Here is an 18,608-nt window from a genome sequence, read left to right as displayed (position 1 = left end):
GGATCGCCGACCGGAGCGGTGAGCGCGCGCTCCGCGCCGGTTCTGGCGAGGATGGACCGATGGCACAGAGCGACCTGGACCTGTTGACGGGCGAGGAGGCGACCGAGCTCCTCGCGACCGCGGTCTCGACGGCGGGCGGCGAGCTCGTCGACTGGTCGGTCCGGCAGGTGGACCACCGCCCCGGACGGTCGACGACCGTCGCCTACCGGGCGCGCGTGCGGTGGGGCGAGGGCGTCGAGGCGGGGCGGGTGCGCACCGAGACGCTCGGGGCGTCGCTCGGCCGCCCGGGCGACCAGCAGGTCCCCGGTGTGCTGACCCTCGACGACGGCGAGCACGCCGTGGCCGTGTGGCGGTTCCCGGGCGATCCGGCGCTGCCGGCGCTGGCCACGGCCTACGACGCGGAGGCGGTCGCCACCCTGCTGGGCGACCTGGGCGTGCCCGAGGTCGCGCGGGGCCCCGTCACGCTGAGGGTCCGTGCCTACCGTCCCACGCGCCGCGCGGTCATCGAGGCGAGCACCCCCGGGGCCCGGGTCTTCCTCAAGGTCGTGCGCCCCGAGAAGGTGGACGACCTGCACGCCCGCCACGCGCTGCTCGCCGGCGCCGGGCTGCCGGTGCCGAAGCCGCTCGGACGCAGCGCCGACGGTCTGCTCGTCATCGCGCCCCTGTCCGGGGAGTCGATGCGGCACGCGGTCCGCGACGGGGGAGCGGTCCCGAGCGCCGCCGAGGTCGTCACCATGCTCGACCGGCTGCCGGACAGCGTCGCCGAGCTGCCGCTGCGCACCTCGTGGAGCGAGAACGCGGGCCACTACGCGTCGGTGATCGGCGCGGCCATGCCCGCGGAGGCCGACCGGGCACGGCACCTCGCCGAGACGATCGCGACCCGGATCGCCGGGCAGCGCCCGGACGAGCCGACGCACGGGGACCTGTACGAGGCCCAGGTCATGCTCGCCGACGGGCGCATCACGGGTCTCCTGGACGTCGACTCGGCCGGTCCGGGCCGGCGCGCCGACGACCTGGCGTGCCTGGTGGCGCACATCGAGACGCTGTCCTTGCTGCGCGGGTGGGACAACGAACGCCTGCACGCCCTGGCGCTCGAGTACGCGGCGGGTTTCGCCGGGCAGGTCGAGCCGGTGGAGCTGTCGGCACGGATCGGCGGGGTGCTGCTGTCGCTGGCGACGGGGCCGCACCGGGTCCAGGAGGCGGACTGGCCGCTGCAGACCTCCCGGCGGCTGGACGCCGTCGAGCGATGGCTGGGCGGCGTGCCGGGGTGACCGGGCGCGGCCGGCGGCTCCGTCCGTCGGCGCTGCCGGTCCGCACCAAGGCGGTGCTCTCGGTGCTGCTGCTGTCCGCCCTCGGCCTGGCGGTGGCGTGGGCGGTGACCGACACGATCCACGCCCGGGCGGTCCTCGAACGGATCGACGGCGAGCTCGACCAGGAGGTCGAGGAGTTCCGGGTCCTGGCCGAGCGGGGCGTGGACCCGGACACCGGGGAGCCCTTCAGCAGCGTGGAGCAGCTGCTGCGGGTGGCGATCGAGCGGAACGTGCCGGGCGCCGACGAGATGCTGGTGACCTTCGTCGGCGGCGACGCCGACCTGTACTCGCCGTCGTGGGCCTCCGCGGTGGTCGACGACCCGGACCTGGTGGGGCTGGTGGGCGACCTCGGGCCGCAGGCCCGGAGCGCGGTCGAGGAACGGATCCCGACCGCCGTGGGTGAGATGCACGTGATCGCCGTCCCGGTGCAGGTCGCCGACGGCTCGGAGCACGGCACCTACGTCGTCGGCGTGGGGACGGATCTCGCGCTGGCCTCGCAGCAGGAGCTCCGCCGGACCTTCGCCCTGGTCTCGCTCGGCACGCTCGTCCTGGTCGGGGCGGTGGCGTGGTGGGTCGTGGGGCGGCTGCTGCGGCCGCTCGAGCTCCTCGCGGCGACGGCGCAGCGGGTCGGCGGCGACGACCTGACGCTGCGGGCCCCGGTGCACGGCGAGGACGACGTCGCCACGCTCGGCCGGGCCTTCAACACGATGCTGGACCGGGTGGCGGCGGCCTTCGACGCCCAACGGCAGTTCCTGGACGACGCCGGTCACGAGCTGCGCACCCCGCTGACGGTGCTGCGGGGACACCTGGAGCTGCTCGAGCCCGACGACCCGCACGACGTCGCCGAGACGCGAGCCCTGCTGCTGGACGAGACCGCGCGGATGAGCCGCATCGTCGAGGACCTCGTGCTGCTGGCGAAGTCCGAGCGCCCCGACTTCGTGCGGTTCGGCGAGGTCGACCTCGGGCCGCTGACCGACGACCTGCTGGACAAGGCGCGCGCCCTGGGGGACCGCGCCTGGCGGGTGGACGCCCGTGCCGAGGGGGTCGTGCCCGGCGACGAGCAGCGGCTCACCGAGGCGGTGCTGCAGCTCGCCGACAACGCGGTGAGGTTCTCCCGACCCGGGACGCGGATCGCGGTCGGCAGCGCCGTCACCGGCTCCACCGCCCGCCTCTGGGTGCGGGACGAGGGGCCCGGTGTGGCGCCGCAGGATCGCGAGCGCATCTTCGAGCGCTTCGTCCGGGTGGGTGACGCGGACGTCCCCGGGTCGGGACTGGGCCTGGCGATCGTCGCCGCCGTCGCGCACGGGCACGGCGGGACCGTCACGGCGGAGGCCGGGTCCCCGGCGTCCGACGGCGTGGGGGAGCACGGGCTGCGTGTCACCGTGTCGTGGCCCGTCGCCGGCGGCCCGGTCGGCGGGGTCCGGGAGGGGACGGTCCGATGACCAGGATCCTGGTGGCGGAGGACGAGGACCGCATCGCGCAGTTCGTCCGCAAGGGGCTGCGGGCCCACGGGTTCGTCCCGACCGTGGTCTCCGACGGCGCGTCGGCCGTCGAGCACGCGCTCAGCGGCGAGTACGACCTCATGGTGCTCGACATCGGGCTGCCGGAGGTCGACGGTTTCGAGGTGCTGTCCCGGCTGCGCGGCTCCGGGTCCACGATGCCCGTGGTCATCCTCACCGCCCGGGACTCCATCACCGACCGGGTCACCGGGCTCGAGGGCGGTGCGGACGACTACATGGCCAAGCCGTTCGGGTTCGAGGAGCTGCTGGCCCGCATCCGGCTGCGGCTGCGGGACCCGGGACGTGCCGAGCAGGAGGTGCTGGAGCACGGCGGTCTCGGCCTCGACCTGGGGTCCCGCCGTGTGACGGTGGAGGGCCGGTCCGTCGACCTGTCGGCCCGGGAGTTCGCGCTGGCGGAGGTGTTCCTGCGCAACCCGGGACGGGTGCTCTCGCGCGAGCAGCTGCTGTCGCGGGTGTGGGGCTACGACTTCGACCCGGGGTCGAACGTGGTCGACGTGTACGTGCGCTACCTGCGCCGGAAGATCGGCACGGAGCGGATCGAGACGGTGCGGGGGATGGGCTACCGGCTCGTCTGACCCGTCGGGAGGGAGACCTCCGCCGCCTACCTCGCGGGCGGAGGGGGAGGGGCGGTGCTGCCGCGGACGACGAGCGAGGTCGGCAGGCGCAGGTGCTGGTCGCGGGGGGTGCCGTGGAGCAGGTCGAGCACCATGCGCAGCGCCTCGGCCCCCATCTGGTGCAGCGGCTGGGCCACGGTGGTGAGCGCCGGGGTGGTGGTCATCGACTCGGGGACGTTGTCGAACCCGACGACGGACAGCTCCTCCGGCACCCGGATGCCGAGCTCGGCGGCGACCTCCATCAGGTGGATCGCGGAGAGGTCGTTGGCGGCGAACACGGCGGTGGGCCGCGCGTCCCCGGTCGCGGTGAGGAGCTCGCGCGCCGGGGTGTCGGCGGTGTCGGGACGGTAGCCGCCCACCCGCACCAGGTCCGGGTCGACGTCGATGCCGGCGGCCTCGAGCGCCTGGCGGTAGCCGAGCTCGCGCAGCCGCGCGGACTGCAGGTCCGTGCGTCCGCCCAGGTGCGCGATGCGCCGGTGCCCGAGTCCCAGCAGGTGCTCGACGGCCTCGCGCGCACCGGTGACGTTGTCGGAGTCCACGGTGTGGGTGCCCTCGGGGCCGGTGTGCGGGTCGATGGCCACGACGGGGACCCCGTAGGCGCCCGACATCACCATCGTCGGGGTGACGACGATCGCGGCGTCGATGAGGGTGCCGGCGAGCCGGGACAGCGATCGGCGCTCCCACCCGCCGGGCACTCCGCCGTCGGACCCGCCGCTGTAGGCGAGCAGCTCGTAGCCGGTGCCGCCGACGGCCGACGAGATCCCCTTGAGCAGCTCGGTCGAGTAGGGCTCGAACTCGGCCACCAGCACGCCGACCACGTTGGTGGACTGGCGCCGCAGGCTGCGGGCGACGAGGGAGGACTCGTAGCCCAGCTCGGACACGACGGCGAGGACGCGCTCCGCCGTCGAGGAGGCGACCCCGTAGCGGTTGTTGACGACCTTCGAGACGGTCGCGACCGACACGCCGGCGACGCGCGCGACGTCGGAGATCGTCACCCGTCCGGCGGGCGGGCTGGTCCTGGGACCCGCGGCGGACGGGTCGGCGGCGGTGCTCACAGGAAGACGGTATCCCGCGCAGCCCGGGGTGACGAGCCACGGAAGGCGGTGATGAAATCGTTATCGAAAACGTTTGACGAACGATGCGTCCGTCGGAAACGCTAGGGGCTGGCCACACCCGTGCAGGTGCGGGTTCAGGTGCCGTCGTGGGGAACACCCCCAGCGGTAGGCATTCTCGACGAGGAGGATCAGTCATGAAGATGCGTTCGCGAAGGTCGCTCGCGGTCACGGCCGCCCTGGTCATGGGCCTGGGCACGCTGACGGCCTGCGGAAGCGGTGACGAGGGCGGCTCCGCCGAGGAGGGCGGTCCGGTGACGCTCACCGTCTGGCACAACTCGACCACGGGCCCGGGCAAGCAGTACTGGGAGGACGCGACCGCGGCCTACACCGAGGAGCACCCGGACGTGGACTTCGAGATCCAGTCGATCCAGAACGAGGACATGGACGGCAAGCTCCAGACGGCCGTCAACTCCGGCGACATGCCCGACGTCTTCATGGCCCGCGGCGGGCAGAAGCTGGCGGACATCGTCGCCAGCGGCAACGTGAAGGACCTGACCGGCACGCTCAGCGACGAGGCCAAGGACACGATGGGCGCGGCGCTGTCCGCCTTCACCGTGGACGGGAAGAACTACGCGATGCCGCTCGCCGTCCTGCCCGGCGGCATGTTCTACTCCCAGGACCTCTACGACGAGGCCGGCGTCTCGGGCACCCCGACCACGATCGACGAGCTCGAGCAGGTCGACGCGCAGCTCAAGGACGCCGGCATCGAGCCGATCGCGCTCGGCGCGAAGGCCGCGTGGCCGGCCGCGCACTGGTTCTACTTCTTCGCCCTGCGCGAGTGCTCGCAGGAGACGATCGAGAGCCTGTCCACGTCCGCGGACTTCTCGGACGAGTGCTGGCTCCGCGCCGGCCAGGACCTCGAGGACTTCGCGGCCACCGAGCCGTTCCACGAGGGCTTCCTGACCACCGATCCGCAGGAGGGCGCGGGGTCGTCGGCCGGGCTGATCGCCAACCACGAGGCCGCCATGGAGCTCATGGGTGGCTGGAACGTCGGTGTGATCGCCTCCCTCACCCCGGACCAGCAGCCGCTGGACGACCTCGGGTGGTTCCCGTTCCCCGAGGTCGAGGGTGGCGAGGGTGACCCGACGGCGATGATGGGCGGCGTCGACGGCTTCAGCTGCTCGCAGGACTCCCCGTCCGCGTGCGAGGACTTCCTGAACTTCATCGCGACGAAGGACCAGCAGGAGCAGTACGCCGAGGCGTACCAGACCATCCCGGCCAACCAGGACGCCCAGGAGGTCGTCGAGGACCCGGCGCTCCAGCCGATCATGGAGGCGTACAACGACGCCGCCTACGTCAGCACCTGGATGGACACCGTCCTGGGCCAGAACGTCGGCAACGCGCTGAACACGGCCGTCGTGGAGCTGCTGGCCGGTCAGGGTGACGCCGCGGGCATCGTCTCGACCATGGAGACGGCCGCCTCGCGCGGGTGATCGCACCGATGTCCGACTCACAGGTCATGGCGCCTGAGGGTCCCTCGGCCGCAGGGGGCGGCAGCACGCCGCCCCCTGCGGCACAGCCGGCGGCCGAGCCGTCCCGGCGAGGGGCCGACTGGCGCAAACGCGCAGAGATCACGCTCCTGACCGGCCCCGCGATCCTCGTCTTCCTGACGTTCGTCATCGTGCCGGTGGTCATGGCGGCCTACTACGGATTCTTCCGCTGGAAGGGCTTCGGCCCGCCGACGGACTTCGCCGGCCTGCAGAACTACGTCTCGATCCTGACGGATCCCACGTTCCAGGACGCGGTCCGCCACAACTTCATCATCGTCGTCCTGTCCTTGGTCATCCAGGGCCCGGTGGCCATCCTGTTCGCGCTGCTGATGAACCAGAAGATCCGCGGGCGGTCCGTCATCCGCATGCTGATCTTCGTCCCCTACGTGATCTCCGAGGTCATCGTCGGCACGGGTTGGGCGCTGATGATGTCCGACACCGGAGCGGTGAACACGGTCCTGGCCAAGATCGGTCTGGAGAACCTGCAGCAGAGCTGGCTCGCCGACCCGAACATCGCCATGGGCACCCTCATGCTCATCCTCACGTGGAAGTACGTCGGCTTCGCGGTCATCCTCATGCTGGCCGGTCTGCAGTCCATCCCGGAGGAGCTGTACGAGGCCGCCGCCATCGACGGCGCCTCGTTCTGGCAGCAGCAGTTCCGCATCACGCTGCCGCTGCTCGGACCGACGATCCGCATCTGGGCGTTCCTGTCGATGATCGGGGCGCTGCAGCTGTTCGACCTGGTCAACATCATCTGGGGGCAGTACGTCGCCGCCACGGCGGGCACGTCGACGATGGCGACCTACATGTACCTCAACGGTCACCTGGCGGGGAACTACGGGTTCGGTAGTGCCGTCGCCGTGGTGCTGTTCATGATCTCCCTGGTCGTCGCGCTGTTCTACCAGCGCTTCGTGCTGCGCCGCGACACCGAGGGCGCGGTGACCGGAAACTCAGGCCGGAAGAGGAGGAAGAAGTGAGCGCCTCGACCGTTTCGCCCACTCGCCCGCAGACGTCGCCGCAGGTCCTGCGCCACTCCACGGCGTTCGCGTGGGGCAGCCCGGCCACCTACCTGATCGCCGTCGTGCTCATCGCGGCGTGCATGGGACCCGTCCTGTACATCGTGCTCGGTGGCTTCCGCACGAACTCGCAGATCACCGAGGACCCGTCGGGGCTGCCGTCGCCGTGGGTCACCACGAACTACACCGACGTCCTGGCCAGCAGCGAGTTCTGGGTCGCCATGGTGAACTCGACGATCTCCGCGCTCGCGACGACGGTCGGCACCGTCGTCCTGGGCGTCATGGCGTCGTTCGTCATCGCCCGGTACGACTTTGTCGGCAAGGGAGCCATGTACTCCCTGTTCGCCGCCGGGCTGATGTTCCCCATGACGGTGGCGATCACGCCGCTGTACCTGATGGTGCGCATGCTGGGCCTGACGAACTCGCTGATGGGCATCATCCTTCCGCAGATCGCGTTCGCCCTGCCGGTGACGATCATCATCCTGGTGCCGTTCCTGCGGGCGATCCCTCAGGAGCTCGAGGAAGCGGCGAGCATCGACGGGGCGAGCCGCCTCGGATTCTTCTGGCGGATGGTCGTCCCGCTGTCGATGCCCGGCGTGATCACCGTCGGCATCCTGGCGTTCATCAACGCCTGGAACAACTACATGCTGCCCCTGTTCATCCTCAGCGACCCCGCGACGTTCACCCTTCCGCTGGGCGTGGCGAACTTCGCGTCGCAGTACTCGGTGGACACCGCCCGGGTGCTGGCGTTCACCTCGCTGTCGATGATCCCGGCGCTGCTGTTCTTCACGCTCTTCGAGAAGCGGATCGTCGGCGGACTCACCGGCGCGATCAAGGGCTGAGCCCGGCCCGCGAGAACGACGTCCCGGCGACGCCCCGACGTCGTCCTCGCACCCCGTCCTGTGGAGGTGGACTTCCGTGTCGCTCGTACGCAACCCCGTCCTGCCGGGCTGCTATCCCGACCCCAGCGTGTGCCGGGTGGGGCAGTGGTACTACCTGGTCTGCTCGACCTTCGAGTACCTGCCCGGACTCCCCGTCATGCGCTCGCGTGACCTCGTCACGTGGGAGACGGTCGGTCACGTCGTCGACCGTGAGGGCATGCTGGACCTGGGGGGTATCCGCTCGTCCGGGGGCCTCTACGCTCCGACGATCCGTCACGACGGCGAGCGGTTCTGGGTCGTGTGCACGCTCGTGGACCAGAACGACGACCAGCGGGGCGGCAACTTCGTGTGCCTCGCGGACGACGCGGCAGGACCGTGGTCGGACCCGATCTGGCTCGACGAGCGCGGCATCGACCCGTCGCTGTTCTTCGACGACGACGGGCGGGTCTGGATACACGGCACCCGTCTGGTCGAACCGGACCGCGCGGAATGGCACGACCAGACCGAGGTGTGGATCCGGGAGCTCGACCGCACGTCGATGAGGCTCACCGGGCCCGAGCACCTCGTCTGGAACGGTGCGCTCACGAACGCCGTCTGGGCCGAGGGGCCACATCTGTTCACGGTGGACGGCACGTACTACCTGCTCGCGGCGGAGGCCGGGACGGAGTTCCACCACGCCGTCTCGGTCGCTCGCGCCGACCGGGTGACCGGCCCGTACGTCGGGAACGCGGGCAACCCGGTGCTGACCCACCGACATCTGGGCAGGCGCCACCCGGTCGTGGGTGTCGGGCACGCCGATCTCGTGGAGACGCCCGACGGCGACTGGTTCGCCGTGCTGCTCGCCATGCGTACCTACGGGGGGTACCACTACCCCCTGGGCCGGGAGACGTTCCTCGTGCCGGTGGTGTGGGAGGACGGGTGGCCGGTCTTCGCGCCGGGAGTCGGCATGGTGCCTCGCGAGGTCGAGGTACCGGGTGCGTCGGCGGCCCCCTCGGGGTGGAACCCCGAGGGCCGGCCCGGAGTCGTCGCCCCGTCGGACCGGCGGTGGACGGCGCTGCGTGCCCTGCCCGCCACCGTCGCCGCGCCGGACGGCGACGGGTGGCACCTCCCGGTCCGGGCGGACGGCCTCGGCGAGCCGGGCGTGCCGGCTTTCGTCGGGCTTCGCCAGCAGCACCAGGACGTCGACGTCACGCTCGAGCTGGACGTCGCCGCGTTGCAGGTCGGCGAACGAGCAGGCCTCGTGCTCCGGCAGTCCGAGCAGGACCACGTGACGCTCGACGTCACGCCGGAGGGCGGCCGGCTCGTCGTCCGCGCCCGCCGACGTGCCGGTGCCGACGGCGAGGGCGTCCCGGGGCGTGCCGACCCCCGCGCGGACGCCCTTCCGGGCAGCGGTGAGCCGATGGGCCACGCCTCCGTCGCCGCCGACGCCGGACGGATCGTGCTGGGCATGAGGGCACGGGGCACCGACGTCGACCTGTTCCACAGATCACCGACGCCGGACGGCCCCGGGCGTGAGCACCACGTCGCGACCGCCGATGCCCGCTGGCTCGACACGGTCACCACCGGCGGATTCCTCGGACTGTGGATCGGTGCGTTCGCCACCAGCGACGGGAGACCGGCCGCAGGGTCGGTACGCGTCCGGTTCGCCTATCACCCCGCGGGAGGGAGCATCCCGCGCCACCAGACCACCACCACGTCGCTCTCGACGCACCACGCCGCCGCAGGCAGCCTCGAGTCCGAGCTCGTGTCCACCGAAGGAGACCGACCGTGACCCACGTCCAGCCGAACGCTCAGGACGGGTCGGAGACCGTCGCCGACACCGCGGGCCCGGGCACGCCCGGCGCGGCGCCGCACGCCTCCGACCGGGTCGTGGCGCTGCACGCGCGGATGAGCCTCGAGGAGAAGGTGGCCCAGCTCGCGGGCTACTGGCTCGACCAGGGCGGCGACGTCGTGGCCCCCCTGCAGGACGAGATGGCGGCCGGGCAGGCCGGGGCCGACCGGCTCGGCGACGTCACCCGGCACGGCATCGGTCACTACACCCGGGTCTACGGCACCCGGCCGGTCGACCCCGTGGAGCGCGCCCGGTGGCTGTGGGGCGAGCAGCGCCGCCTGCGCGCCGAGACCCGGCTGGGCATCCCCGCGCTGGTGCACGAGGAGTGCCTGACCGGGCTGGCGGCCTGGCAGGCCGCCACGTTCCCGACACCGCTGGCCTGGGGTGCCGCCTTCGATCCCGAGCTCGTGGCGGAGATGGGCGCCCTGATCGGCGAGTCCATGCGCTCCCTCGGCGTCCACCAGGGCCTGGCACCCGTGCTCGACGTGATCCGGGACCCGCGCTGGGGGCGTGTCGACGAGTGCATCGCCGAGGACCCGTACCTGGTGGGCACCGTCGGCACGGCCTACGTCCGCGGCCTGCAGGGAGCAGGGGTGCACGCCACCCTCAAGCACTTCGTCGGGTACAGCGGGTCGCGGGCCGGACGCAACCACGCACCGGTCTCGGCCGGTCCGCGCGAGATCGCCGACGTCTACCTGCCGCCGTTCGAGATGGCGGTGCGTGACGGCGGCGTCCGGTCGGTCATGGCGTCCTACAACGACATCGACGGCGTGCCGCTGCACTCCTCGGACGAGTACCTCACCGGGGTCCTGCGGGACCGGTGGGGGTTCGACGGCGTGGTCGTCGCGGACTACTTCGGGGTCGCGTTCCTGGAGGTGATGCACGGGGTGGCCGCCGACCGCGGCGAGGCCGCGGCGACGGCGCTCGCGGCCGGGGTGGACGTCGAGCTGCCTACCGGCGACGCGTTCCTCGACCCGCTGACGGCCGCGGTGCGCGACGGCCGTGTCGACGAGGCTCTCGTCGACCGGGCGGTGCTCCGCGTCCTGGCGCAGAAGGACCGGCTGGGACTGCTCGAGCCCGACGCGTTCGCCGACGAGCCGCCGGCCGACGTCGACCTCGACTCGCCACGTCACCGTGAGGTGGCGCGGCGGCTCGCCGAGGAGTCGGTGGTGCTGCTGTCCAACGACGGCGTGCTGCCGCTGGGCCGCTGGACCAAGGCGCCCGGACGGGTCGCGGTCGTCGGCCCGAACGCGGCCCGTGCCGACGCGCTGATGGGCTGCTACTCGTTCGCCAACCACGTGCTCGCCCACCACCCCGAGCGCCCGCTCGGTTTCGAGATCCCCACCGTGCTGGAGTCCGTCGGCGACGCCTTCACCGCCGCCGGGGCGGCTTGTCCGGACGTCGTGCACGCCCGCGGTTGCGACGTCGCGGGAGAGAACACCTCGGGGTTCGCCGAGGCGGTGGCCGCGGCGTCCTCGGCCGACGTGGCCGTGGTCGTGGTCGGGGACCAGGCAGGGCTGTTCGGCCGGGGCACCGTCGGGGAGGGCAACGACGTCGAGTCGCTGGACCTGCCCGGCGTGCAGCGGGAATTGGTCGAGGCCGTGGTCGCCACCGGGACCCCGGTGGTCATGGTGGTCCTGTCCGGTCGGCCCTACGCGATCGACTGGGCGCTGGACGGTGACCGCGGTCCCGCGGCCGTCGTGCAGGCGTTCTTCCCCGGCGAGGAGGGCGGTCCCGCCGTCGCCGGGGTGCTGACCGGTGCGGTCACCCCGTCCGGACGGCTCCCGGTGTCGTTGCCGCGGTCGGCCGGGGCGCAGCCGTACTCCTACCTGCACCCCGTGCTCGGTGGCCCGAGCGACGTCACCTCCACGGACTCCACGCCGTTGCGGCCGTTCGGTTTCGGGCTGTCGTACACGACGTTCGAGTACGACGAGCTCCGGGTGGACCCGGCCGTGGCCACCGCGGGGACGCTGTCCGCCACCGTGCGGGTCACGAACACCGGGGACGTGGCAGGCGCCGACGTCGTGCAGCTCTACGGCCACGACCTCGTCGGGTCCGTGGCTCGGCCCGTGGCCCAGCTGCTGGCGTACCGACGGGTGGCGCTCGCGCCGGGGGAGTCGGTCGAGGTCGCCTTCTCGGTGCCGACGGCCCGGTTCGCGTTCAGCGACCGGCGTCTGGACCGGGTGGTCGAGCCGGGAGCGGTGGACGTCTGGGTCGGGTCGCACGCCGCTGCCGTGGCGGGCGAGGCCGGTGACCTGCGGCACGTGACGGGCGGTGCGATCCGGAACGAGCGGGTCGCCGCCAAGCGTCAGGTGCCCGGGACGGCGACGCCGCGGTCCCGCGTGGACCTCACGGGTCCGGTGCACGCGGTGACCGGTGCCGACGCCCGGGTCGCGACCGTCGTGGTGGTGCGCGAGCCCTGACCCGCGGGTCAGGACTGAATCTGCCGGGTCAGGACCGATTCGCGCGAGGCAGGACGTGGCAGAGTGGACGGATGCGGATCGACATCTGGCTGTGGGCGGTCCGGCTCTTCAAGAGCCGGTCGGTCGCGGCCTCGACGCTGCGCTCCGGCAAGGTGCGCGTCAACGGCACCGTCGCCAAGCCGGCCACGCAGGTCCAGGTCGGCGACCGCGTGACCTGGCAGGACCCGCTGCGCCAGCGCATCGTCGTGGTGCGCGAGCTGCTGCCCAAGCGCGTCGGCGCACCGCTGGCGGTCAAGGCCTACGAGGACCAGAGCCCGCCGGTGCCGACGCGTGCGGAGCGGGCCGCGGTCGGCCTGCGGGAGCGGGGTGCCGGCCGGCCCACCAAGAAGGAGAGGCGCGAGATCGACAGGCTCCGGGGAGGACGGCGGTAGTCCGGCCGTCCTGACCCGCGCGAAGCGGTCCTGACCCGGCGCGGTCAGAGCCGGTGCAGCAGCGCGATCAGCTCGTCGGCCATCTCGAGCTTGCGCGCCAGGTCGGCGCGCCGTTCCTCCGCCGCGGTCACGTAGCCGGCGAGCCGGTCCCGGGCGGCAGGACGCTCGTCCGGGTCCACGGCCTCAGCACCGAGCGTGTCGGCGACCCGTAGCAGGTCCGACATCTCCTCCAGGGAGAACCCCAGCGGCTTCATGCGGCGGATCAGCAGCAGCCGCTCGACGTCCGCGTCGGTGTAGAGCCGGAACCCGCCCTCGGACCGTGCCGAGGGGCGCAGCAGCCCGACCTCGTCGTAGTGGCGCAGCGTGCGCAACGACAGGCCCGTCCGCTCGGCGACGGCCCCGATGTGATGCATGGCCGGATCGTGAGACACGAGGGTGAACTCTACCCTCACGTGAGGGTAGAGTTGGCCCGTCGCGGGCGGACGTGCGCCCGGCGCCGTCGGCCGCGACACCCGAATCCTTCGCGCGACGCCGCGCCCCTTGAGCCCTGTCCCCGGCCGGGAGCCCGTCGTCGAGCGGTCCCTCTCGGTCTGCCGTGCGCCCACGGCGCCACCGAACCGAGAGGAAGCCTCCGCGTGTCGACCGACCTGCGTGCCTCCCTGCCCGACCCGGCCCCCGAACCCCAGCCCGTCACCGGCGCCCCCGAGGCGACCTCGTCCGGCTCCTTCAAGGCCGCCTTCAGCTCGATGACGCGGCTGCGCACCGAGGTCCTCGCCGGACTCGTCGTGGCGCTGGCCCTCATCCCCGAGGCCATCGCGTTCTCGATCATCGCGGGCGTGGACCCCAAGATCGGTCTGTTCGCCTCGTTCACGATGGCCGTCACCATCGCGTTCGTCGGCGGCCGGCCGGCGATGATCTCCGCCGCCACCGGTGCCATCGCCCTGGTGATCGCCCCGGTCGTGCGCGACCACGGTCTGGACTACCTCATCGCCACCGTGATCCTCGGCGGGGTGATCCAGGTCGTGCTCGGCCTGATCGGCGTCGCGCGGCTCATGCGGTTCATCCCGCGCTCGGTGATGGTCGGATTCGTCAACGCCCTGGCGATCCTCATCTTCACCTCGCAGATCCCGCACCTGTTCGGGGACGCGGTGCCCTCCGACCAGCGCTGGACGGTCTTCGCGCTGGTGGCCGCGGGCCTCGCGATCATGGTGTTCTTCCCGCGGCTGACCAAGGTCGTCCCGGCGCCGCTGGTCGCCATCGTGCTCCTGACGATCCTCACCGTCGTCGCGGCGATCGCGGTGCCCACGGTCGGCGACCAGGGCGACCTGCCGGACTCCCTGCCGGCGCTGTTCTTCCCGGACGTGCCGTTCACCCTGGAGACGCTGCAGATCATCGCGCCGTACGCGTTCGCCATGGCGCTGGTCGGGATCATCGAGTCGCTGCTGACCGCGAAGCTCGTCGACGACGTCACCGACACCCACTCGAACAAGACCCGCGAGACGTGGGGCCAGGGCGTGGCCAACCTGGTCACCGGGTTCTTCGGCGGCATGGGCGGCTGCGCCATGATCGGCCAGACGATGATCAACGTGAAGGTCTCCGGCGCGCGCACCCGGCTGTCGACGTTCCTGGCCGGCGTCTTCCTGCTGATCCTCGTCGTCACCCTCGGTGACGTCGTGTCGGTCATCCCGATGGCGGCCCTCGTGGCCGTGATGATCATGGTCTCGGTGGCCACGTTCGACTGGCACTCGGTCCACCCCTCGACCCTGCGCAACATGCCGTGGGCCGAGACGGGCGTCATGCTCTCGACGGTCGTCGTCACCGTGTGGACGCACAACCTCGCCTACGGCGTGGTGGCCGGTGTGGTGGTCGCGGCCGTGCTGTTCGCCCAGCGGGTCGCGCACCTGACGACGGTCACCCGTCTGGACGCCTCCGACGAGGACGGCGAGCGCGTCTACGCCGTCGACGGCGAGCTGTTCTTCGCGTCGTCGAACGACCTCGTCTACCAGTTCGACTACTCCGGCGACGAGCAGCGCGTGATCATCGACATGTCCAACGCCCACATCTGGGACGCCTCGACCGTCGCCGCGCTCGACGCCGTCGAGCACAAGTACGCCGTGCACGGCAAGACCGTGGAGTTCCGCGGGCTCAACGACGACAGCCGGGAGCGGCTGGACCGACTGGCGGGCAAGCTCGGCGCGGAGCACTGAGCCGCCGCTCGGCCGGCGGGGGCGACCGGCGCTAGGGTCGCCGACATGGTGAGCGATCGGATCCGCGCCCTGCTGGCCGAGCACCCCGTCGCCGACGGGCACAACGACCTGGCGTGGGAGGCCCGCGAGCAGGTCGGCTACGACTGGGACCTGCTCGACATCGCCGGGCCGACGGCGGACCGGACCCACACGGACATCCCCCGGCTGCGAGCCGGGGGAGTGGGGGCGCAGTTCTGGTCGGTCTACGTGCCGACCACCATCCCCGGGGCGGACGCCGTGGTGGCGACGCTCGAGCAGATCGACGGCGTGCACCGCATGGTCGAGCGGTACCCGGACCAGCTGCAGCTCGCCACGACCGCCGCGGAGGTCGAGGACGCCTGGTCCCACGGGCGCATCGCGAGCCTGCTGGGCGCCGAGGGCGGGCACTCGATCGACGGCTCCCTCGGCGTGCTGCGCATGTTCCACGAGCTCGGCGTGCGGTACATGACGCTGACCCACAACGACTCCACGCCGTGGGCGGACTCCGCCACGGACGAGCCGAGCGAGCACGGCGGCCTGAACGACTTCGGCCGCGAGGTCGTGCGCGAGATGAACCGCCTCGGCATGCTCGTCGACCTCTCGCACGTCGCCGCGGGCACCATGCACGCCGCGCTCGACGTCACGACGGCGCCGGTGGTCTTCTCGCACTCGAGCGCCCGCGCCGTGTGCGACGTGCCGCGCAACGTGCCGGACGACGTCCTGGGCCGGCTGGCGGGCAACGGTGGCGTCTGCATGGTCACCTTCGTGCCGCACTTCGTCACGCCGGCGGTGGCGGAGTGGAAGGACGAGGCCGCCGCGGCCGCCGCCGAGCAGGGGATCCGCGCGACCGACTACCTGGCGTTCAGCGCGTTCCTCGCGGACTGGCGCGAGACCCGGCCCGCACCGCCCACGCGCCTGGCCGACGTCGTCGCCCACGTCGAGCACGTGCGCGAGGTGGCCGGCGTCGAGCACGTCGGCCTCGGCGGGGACTACGACGGTGCCAGCGGGTTCGCCCCCGAGCTCGCGGACGTGTCCGGCTACCCGGCGCTGCTGGAGGTGCTGGCGGAGCGAGGCTGGTCCGACGCGGACCTCGGCCGCCTCACCAGCGGCAACGTGCTGCGGGTGCTCCGCGACGCGGAGCGCTGACCGCGCACTCCCGTCGCGAGGGCACGTGGGACCGACGGCTCAGACGCCGAGCGTCCGGCGCGACCAGGAGATGCCGAGCGCCTGCAGGACGGTCCCGGGCTCGCGCGCGGTGGCCTCCGAGTAGGCCCGCAAGGACAGCACCGACGCCGTGAGCATCGTGGTCATCACCTGGCGCGCCAGGTGCGCGTCCTGGCTGGCCTCGTCGAGCAGCTCCTGGACGATGGTGGAGCGGATCCCCAGGTCCGGTTCGGAACAGGCGGTCAGCAGTGCGATCGTCATGGCTCCGGCGTCGTTCTGCATGAGGTACCCCCAGGTCGTCGACGCTGACCCTCCCGGTGTACCGCACGCCGTGTCAGCACGCGAGCGGGGCGGCCTCGACGGTCGCGGGCCGAGACCGCGCCTGACCAGGCCTTCTGCTGCGGCGCGGCAGCCGCTACGATCGGCGCGCGGCGGCCACCGTGACCGCCGGGACGACGACGGGGTGTGTGTGGCACGGACGGACCAGACCGAACGCAGGCGCGGGGGACGGTTCGTCCGCCGCACGATGACGACGCTGCTCGTGGCGGGACTGGCGCTGGCCGGCCTCGTGGCCGTGCCGGCGGGTGTCGCCCCGGCGGCCGCCGCGGGCGGGATCACCGAGGAGTCCCACGCGCGGTACGTGGTGTCGAAGAAGGGCAAGGTCACCGCCACGGTGACGACCACGATCACCAACGTCACCCCCGACCGGGGCAACACCTACTACTACTGGGACGCCTACGGCATCGGGGTGCCGTCCAGCGCGAAGAACCTCCGGGCGAGCAGCGGCGGCGTCGACCTGAGGATCTCGACCGTCGACTCCGAGGACCCGAACATCCGGTGGGCGACCGCCGGGTTCTCCCCGCTGCGGTACGGCCGGTCGCGCACCATCGAGTGGACCTACACGATCGCCGGCGACCCGATCCGGTCGGACCGCTGGGCGCGGGTCGGCCCGGGGTACGGCACGTTCGCGGTCTTCGCCTACGGCGACGAGGGCAGGACCAGCGTCGAGGTCGACGCCCCGAGCTCGATGACGTTCGACGCCACCGCACGCTTCACCCCGGACACCGAGGGCAAGCGCACCGTGTACTCCCTCGACGACCACATCGAGGACGTGGGCACCTGGGCGGTGGTGTCCCTGCGTGACCACGAGCGCTCCGACGAGCGGGAGATCGAGGTCGGGGACACCAGCCTGACCCTGCAGGCCTTCCGCGGTGACGACGCGTGGCTCTACTTCGCCGCCGACCGGGTGTCGCAGGGACTGCCGGTGATCGAGGGGCTGACCGGATCCGACTGGCCGGGCGACATCGAGGTCATCCGCGAGGACGTCTCCCCCCAGGTGCTCGGCTACGCCTGGTACGACGAGACGGGCCGCGAGATCGTCCTCGCCGAGGACCTCGACGAGGCCACCCTGTTCCACGAGCTCGGGCACGCCTGGTTCAACGAGGACACGGTGCGCGAGCGCTGGCTGTCCGAGGGACTGACCGAGGTGACCGCCTTCCGCGTCATCGACTCCCTCGACGGCAAGGGCACCCCGCGCAAGGCGCCGAAGCGGGACGGCAAGGGCGCCGTCGCGCTGAACAAGTGGTCCGACGGCGGGGGCGAGGCGCGGGAGACCTACGGGTACGCCGCCTCCTACACGGTGGTCGAGAAGCTGCTGGGCGACCTGGACGACGAGACGTTCACCGAGGTGGTCCGGTCGGCGGTGGCCGGCGAGAGCGCCTACGAGCCGGCGGGCAGCACGGAGCACCGCTTCGGCACGGTCGACTGGAAGCGGTTCCTGGACCTGGCCGCCGAGCGCGGCGGGGTGGACGGCACGAAGGTCTTCCGGCAGTGGGTGGCGACGGGACCCCAGAAGAAGCAGCTCGCCGAGCGTGCCGACGCCCGGGCCGAGTACGAGCGTCTCGACGCCGCCGACGGCGACTGGGCCGCCCCGTACACGCTGCGCCGCGCCATGACGGTCTGGGACTACGACGAGGCGGGAGAGGTGTTCGAGGTCCTCGACCCGCTGACCGTGGAGGCGTCGGCCCTGCAGGAGGCCGCCGCACGCACGGGCCTGGGCGTCCCGGACAGCATCCGGGCCGCCTACGAGGACGCCGGGTCGGTCTCCGACCTCACCGAGGTGGGCGACCTGCTGCCCCGGACCACGGACACCCTGGAGCAGGTGCACGCCGCCACGGAGGCGGTCGCCGCCGACCGTGACCCCGTCACCGAGCTGGGCGAGCGCGTGCTCGCTGCGGAGGCGTCGGCGACCGAGGCCGCCGAGGCGCTCGCGTCGGGGGACCTCGACAGGGCGCAGCTGGCCGCCACCGAGACCACGGAGCGGGCCGACCGCGCGCTGTGGGTCGGGATCGCGCTCGTGATCGGTGCCCTCGTGGGACTGGCCCTGCTGGTGCTGGTCCCGTGGCTCGTCGTCCGGCGCCGACGCCGACGGCGGGCGGCCGTGCTCACGGAGCCCCGGGTCGTCGCCGTCGTGGCCGCGCCCGGCGTCGACGGCGAAGGAACCGACGGCGACGGCACCGATGGCCAGGGGACGGACGCCGAGCGCGTCCCCGCGGAGCCCTCGGTGTCCTGATCGGGACCTTCGGCCC

General features: G+C 72.5%; 15 protein-coding genes. 12 read left to right on the top strand and 3 right to left on the bottom strand.

Annotated features, from left to right (window positions below):
• The first annotated feature begins 59 nt into the window (after positions 1–59).
• Genes HLI28_RS15035 through HLI28_RS15025 form a run of 3 tightly spaced genes read left to right on the top strand, consistent with a single transcriptional unit; the run spans position 60 to position 3,405 of the window.
• The gene (locus tag HLI28_RS15035; RefSeq protein WP_171248388.1) at positions 60–1,271 is read left to right on the top strand and encodes a phosphotransferase; all 1,212 of its coding nucleotides are present in this window, start codon (positions 60–62) and stop codon (positions 1,269–1,271) included.
• Positions 1,247–2,752, top strand: a complete 1,506-nt coding sequence (locus HLI28_RS15030) for a sensor histidine kinase (protein ID WP_171248387.1) — start codon at positions 1,247–1,249, stop codon at positions 2,750–2,752. Before HLI28_RS15035 ends, HLI28_RS15030 begins: the two co-directional genes overlap by 25 nt.
• Positions 2,749–3,405, top strand: a complete 657-nt coding sequence (locus tag HLI28_RS15025) for a response regulator transcription factor (RefSeq protein WP_171248386.1) — start codon at positions 2,749–2,751, stop codon at positions 3,403–3,405. Before HLI28_RS15030 ends, HLI28_RS15025 begins: the two co-directional genes overlap by 4 nt.
• 26 nt (positions 3,406–3,431) lie before the next feature.
• Here HLI28_RS15025 and HLI28_RS15020 read toward each other — a convergent pair whose 3' ends face one another.
• On the bottom strand, positions 3,432–4,499 hold the full coding sequence (locus tag HLI28_RS15020) for a LacI family DNA-binding transcriptional regulator (RefSeq protein WP_343035864.1): 1,068 nt from the start codon (positions 4,497–4,499) through the stop codon (positions 3,432–3,434).
• Between the two features lie 200 nt (positions 4,500–4,699).
• On the opposite strand from HLI28_RS15020, the gene HLI28_RS15015 reads away from it, so the two are divergent.
• The 6 genes from HLI28_RS15015 to HLI28_RS14990 all read left to right on the top strand — a co-directional run bounded on the left by HLI28_RS15015 (position 4,700) and on the right by HLI28_RS14990 (position 12,631).
• Positions 4,700–5,992: an ABC transporter substrate-binding protein gene (locus HLI28_RS15015; protein ID WP_171248406.1), complete on the top strand. Its 1,293-nt coding sequence runs from the start codon at positions 4,700–4,702 to the stop codon at positions 5,990–5,992.
• Positions 5,993–6,000: 8 nt separating this feature from the next.
• On the top strand, positions 6,001–7,026 hold the full coding sequence (locus HLI28_RS15010; protein WP_171248385.1) for a carbohydrate ABC transporter permease: 1,026 nt from the start codon (positions 6,001–6,003) through the stop codon (positions 7,024–7,026).
• Positions 7,023–7,907, top strand: a complete 885-nt coding sequence (locus HLI28_RS15005; protein ID WP_369810849.1) for a carbohydrate ABC transporter permease — start codon at positions 7,023–7,025, stop codon at positions 7,905–7,907. The genes HLI28_RS15010 and HLI28_RS15005 overlap by 4 nt, the downstream gene beginning before the upstream one ends.
• 76 nt (positions 7,908–7,983) lie before the next feature.
• Positions 7,984–9,717 (top strand): family 43 glycosylhydrolase, encoded by a 1,734-nt coding sequence (locus HLI28_RS15000; RefSeq protein ID WP_171248384.1) that lies wholly within the window; start codon positions 7,984–7,986, stop codon positions 9,715–9,717.
• A 116-nt stretch (positions 9,718–9,833) separates the two neighbouring features.
• Positions 9,834–12,200, top strand: coding sequence for a beta-xylosidase/alpha-l-arabinosidase (locus tag HLI28_RS14995; RefSeq protein WP_171248404.1), 2,367 nt, complete (start codon positions 9,834–9,836; stop codon positions 12,198–12,200).
• A 71-nt stretch (positions 12,201–12,271) separates the two neighbouring features.
• Positions 12,272–12,631, top strand: coding sequence for an RNA-binding S4 domain-containing protein (locus HLI28_RS14990; RefSeq protein ID WP_171248383.1), 360 nt, complete (start codon positions 12,272–12,274; stop codon positions 12,629–12,631).
• A 44-nt stretch (positions 12,632–12,675) separates the two neighbouring features.
• On the opposite strand, the gene HLI28_RS14985 is transcribed toward HLI28_RS14990, so the two are convergent.
• Positions 12,676–13,044, bottom strand: a complete 369-nt coding sequence (locus tag HLI28_RS14985; RefSeq protein WP_171248382.1) for a MerR family transcriptional regulator — start codon at positions 13,042–13,044, stop codon at positions 12,676–12,678.
• A gap of 222 nt (positions 13,045–13,266) precedes the next feature.
• On the opposite strand from HLI28_RS14985, the gene HLI28_RS14980 reads away from it, so the two are divergent.
• Entirely contained in the window at positions 13,267–14,838 is a 1,572-nt protein-coding gene (locus HLI28_RS14980) for a SulP family inorganic anion transporter (protein ID WP_425483399.1), read from the top strand.
• Positions 14,839–14,883: 45 nt separating this feature from the next.
• Positions 14,884–16,002 carry a dipeptidase gene (locus tag HLI28_RS14975; protein ID WP_171248381.1) on the top strand — a complete coding sequence of 373 codons (1,119 nt, stop codon included), beginning with the start codon at positions 14,884–14,886 and terminating at the stop codon, positions 16,000–16,002.
• A gap of 39 nt (positions 16,003–16,041) precedes the next feature.
• Here HLI28_RS14975 and HLI28_RS14970 read toward each other — a convergent pair whose 3' ends face one another.
• Entirely contained in the window at positions 16,042–16,281 is a 240-nt protein-coding gene (locus HLI28_RS14970; protein ID WP_246246830.1) for a hypothetical protein, read from the bottom strand.
• Positions 16,282–16,546: 265 nt separating this feature from the next.
• Between HLI28_RS14970 and HLI28_RS14965 the strand changes: the two genes are divergently transcribed.
• On the top strand, positions 16,547–18,592 hold the full coding sequence (locus HLI28_RS14965; protein WP_171248379.1) for a gluzincin family metallopeptidase: 2,046 nt from the start codon (positions 16,547–16,549) through the stop codon (positions 18,590–18,592).
• Positions 18,593–18,608 lie beyond the last annotated feature (16 nt).

This window comes from Isoptericola sediminis (genome assembly GCF_013085345.1).
Lineage (GTDB): Bacteria > Actinomycetota > Actinomycetes > Actinomycetales > Cellulomonadaceae > Isoptericola > Isoptericola sediminis.
Note: the sequence above shows the minus strand (reverse complement) of the source record. Positions and strands in the feature narration are given on the sequence as shown.

Bases quoted from the DNA above. Each gene is read 5' to 3' on its own strand.
- HLI28_RS15015 (WP_171248406.1), top strand. From the start codon at position 4,700: ATGCGTTCGCGAAGGTCGCTCGCGGTCACGGCCGCCCTGGTCATGGGC.
- HLI28_RS14970 (WP_246246830.1), bottom strand. From the start codon at position 16,281: ATGACGATCGCACTGCTGACCGCCTGTTCCGAACCGGACCTGGGGATC.
- HLI28_RS14975 (WP_171248381.1), top strand. From the start codon at position 14,884: ATGGTGAGCGATCGGATCCGCGCCCTGCTGGCCGAGCACCCCGTCGCC.
- HLI28_RS15025 (WP_171248386.1), top strand. From the start codon at position 2,749: ATGACCAGGATCCTGGTGGCGGAGGACGAGGACCGCATCGCGCAGTTC.
- HLI28_RS14965 (WP_171248379.1), top strand. From the start codon at position 16,547: ATGACGACGCTGCTCGTGGCGGGACTGGCGCTGGCCGGCCTCGTGGCC.
- HLI28_RS14995 (WP_171248404.1), top strand. From the start codon at position 9,834: ATGAGCCTCGAGGAGAAGGTGGCCCAGCTCGCGGGCTACTGGCTCGAC.
- HLI28_RS15010 (WP_171248385.1), top strand. From the start codon at position 6,001: ATGTCCGACTCACAGGTCATGGCGCCTGAGGGTCCCTCGGCCGCAGGG.
- HLI28_RS15030 (WP_171248387.1), top strand. From the start codon at position 1,247: ATGGCTGGGCGGCGTGCCGGGGTGACCGGGCGCGGCCGGCGGCTCCGT.
- HLI28_RS15035 (WP_171248388.1), top strand. From the start codon at position 60: ATGGCACAGAGCGACCTGGACCTGTTGACGGGCGAGGAGGCGACCGAG.
- HLI28_RS14990 (WP_171248383.1), top strand. From the start codon at position 12,272: ATGCGGATCGACATCTGGCTGTGGGCGGTCCGGCTCTTCAAGAGCCGG.
- HLI28_RS14985 (WP_171248382.1), bottom strand. From the start codon at position 13,044: ATGCATCACATCGGGGCCGTCGCCGAGCGGACGGGCCTGTCGTTGCGC.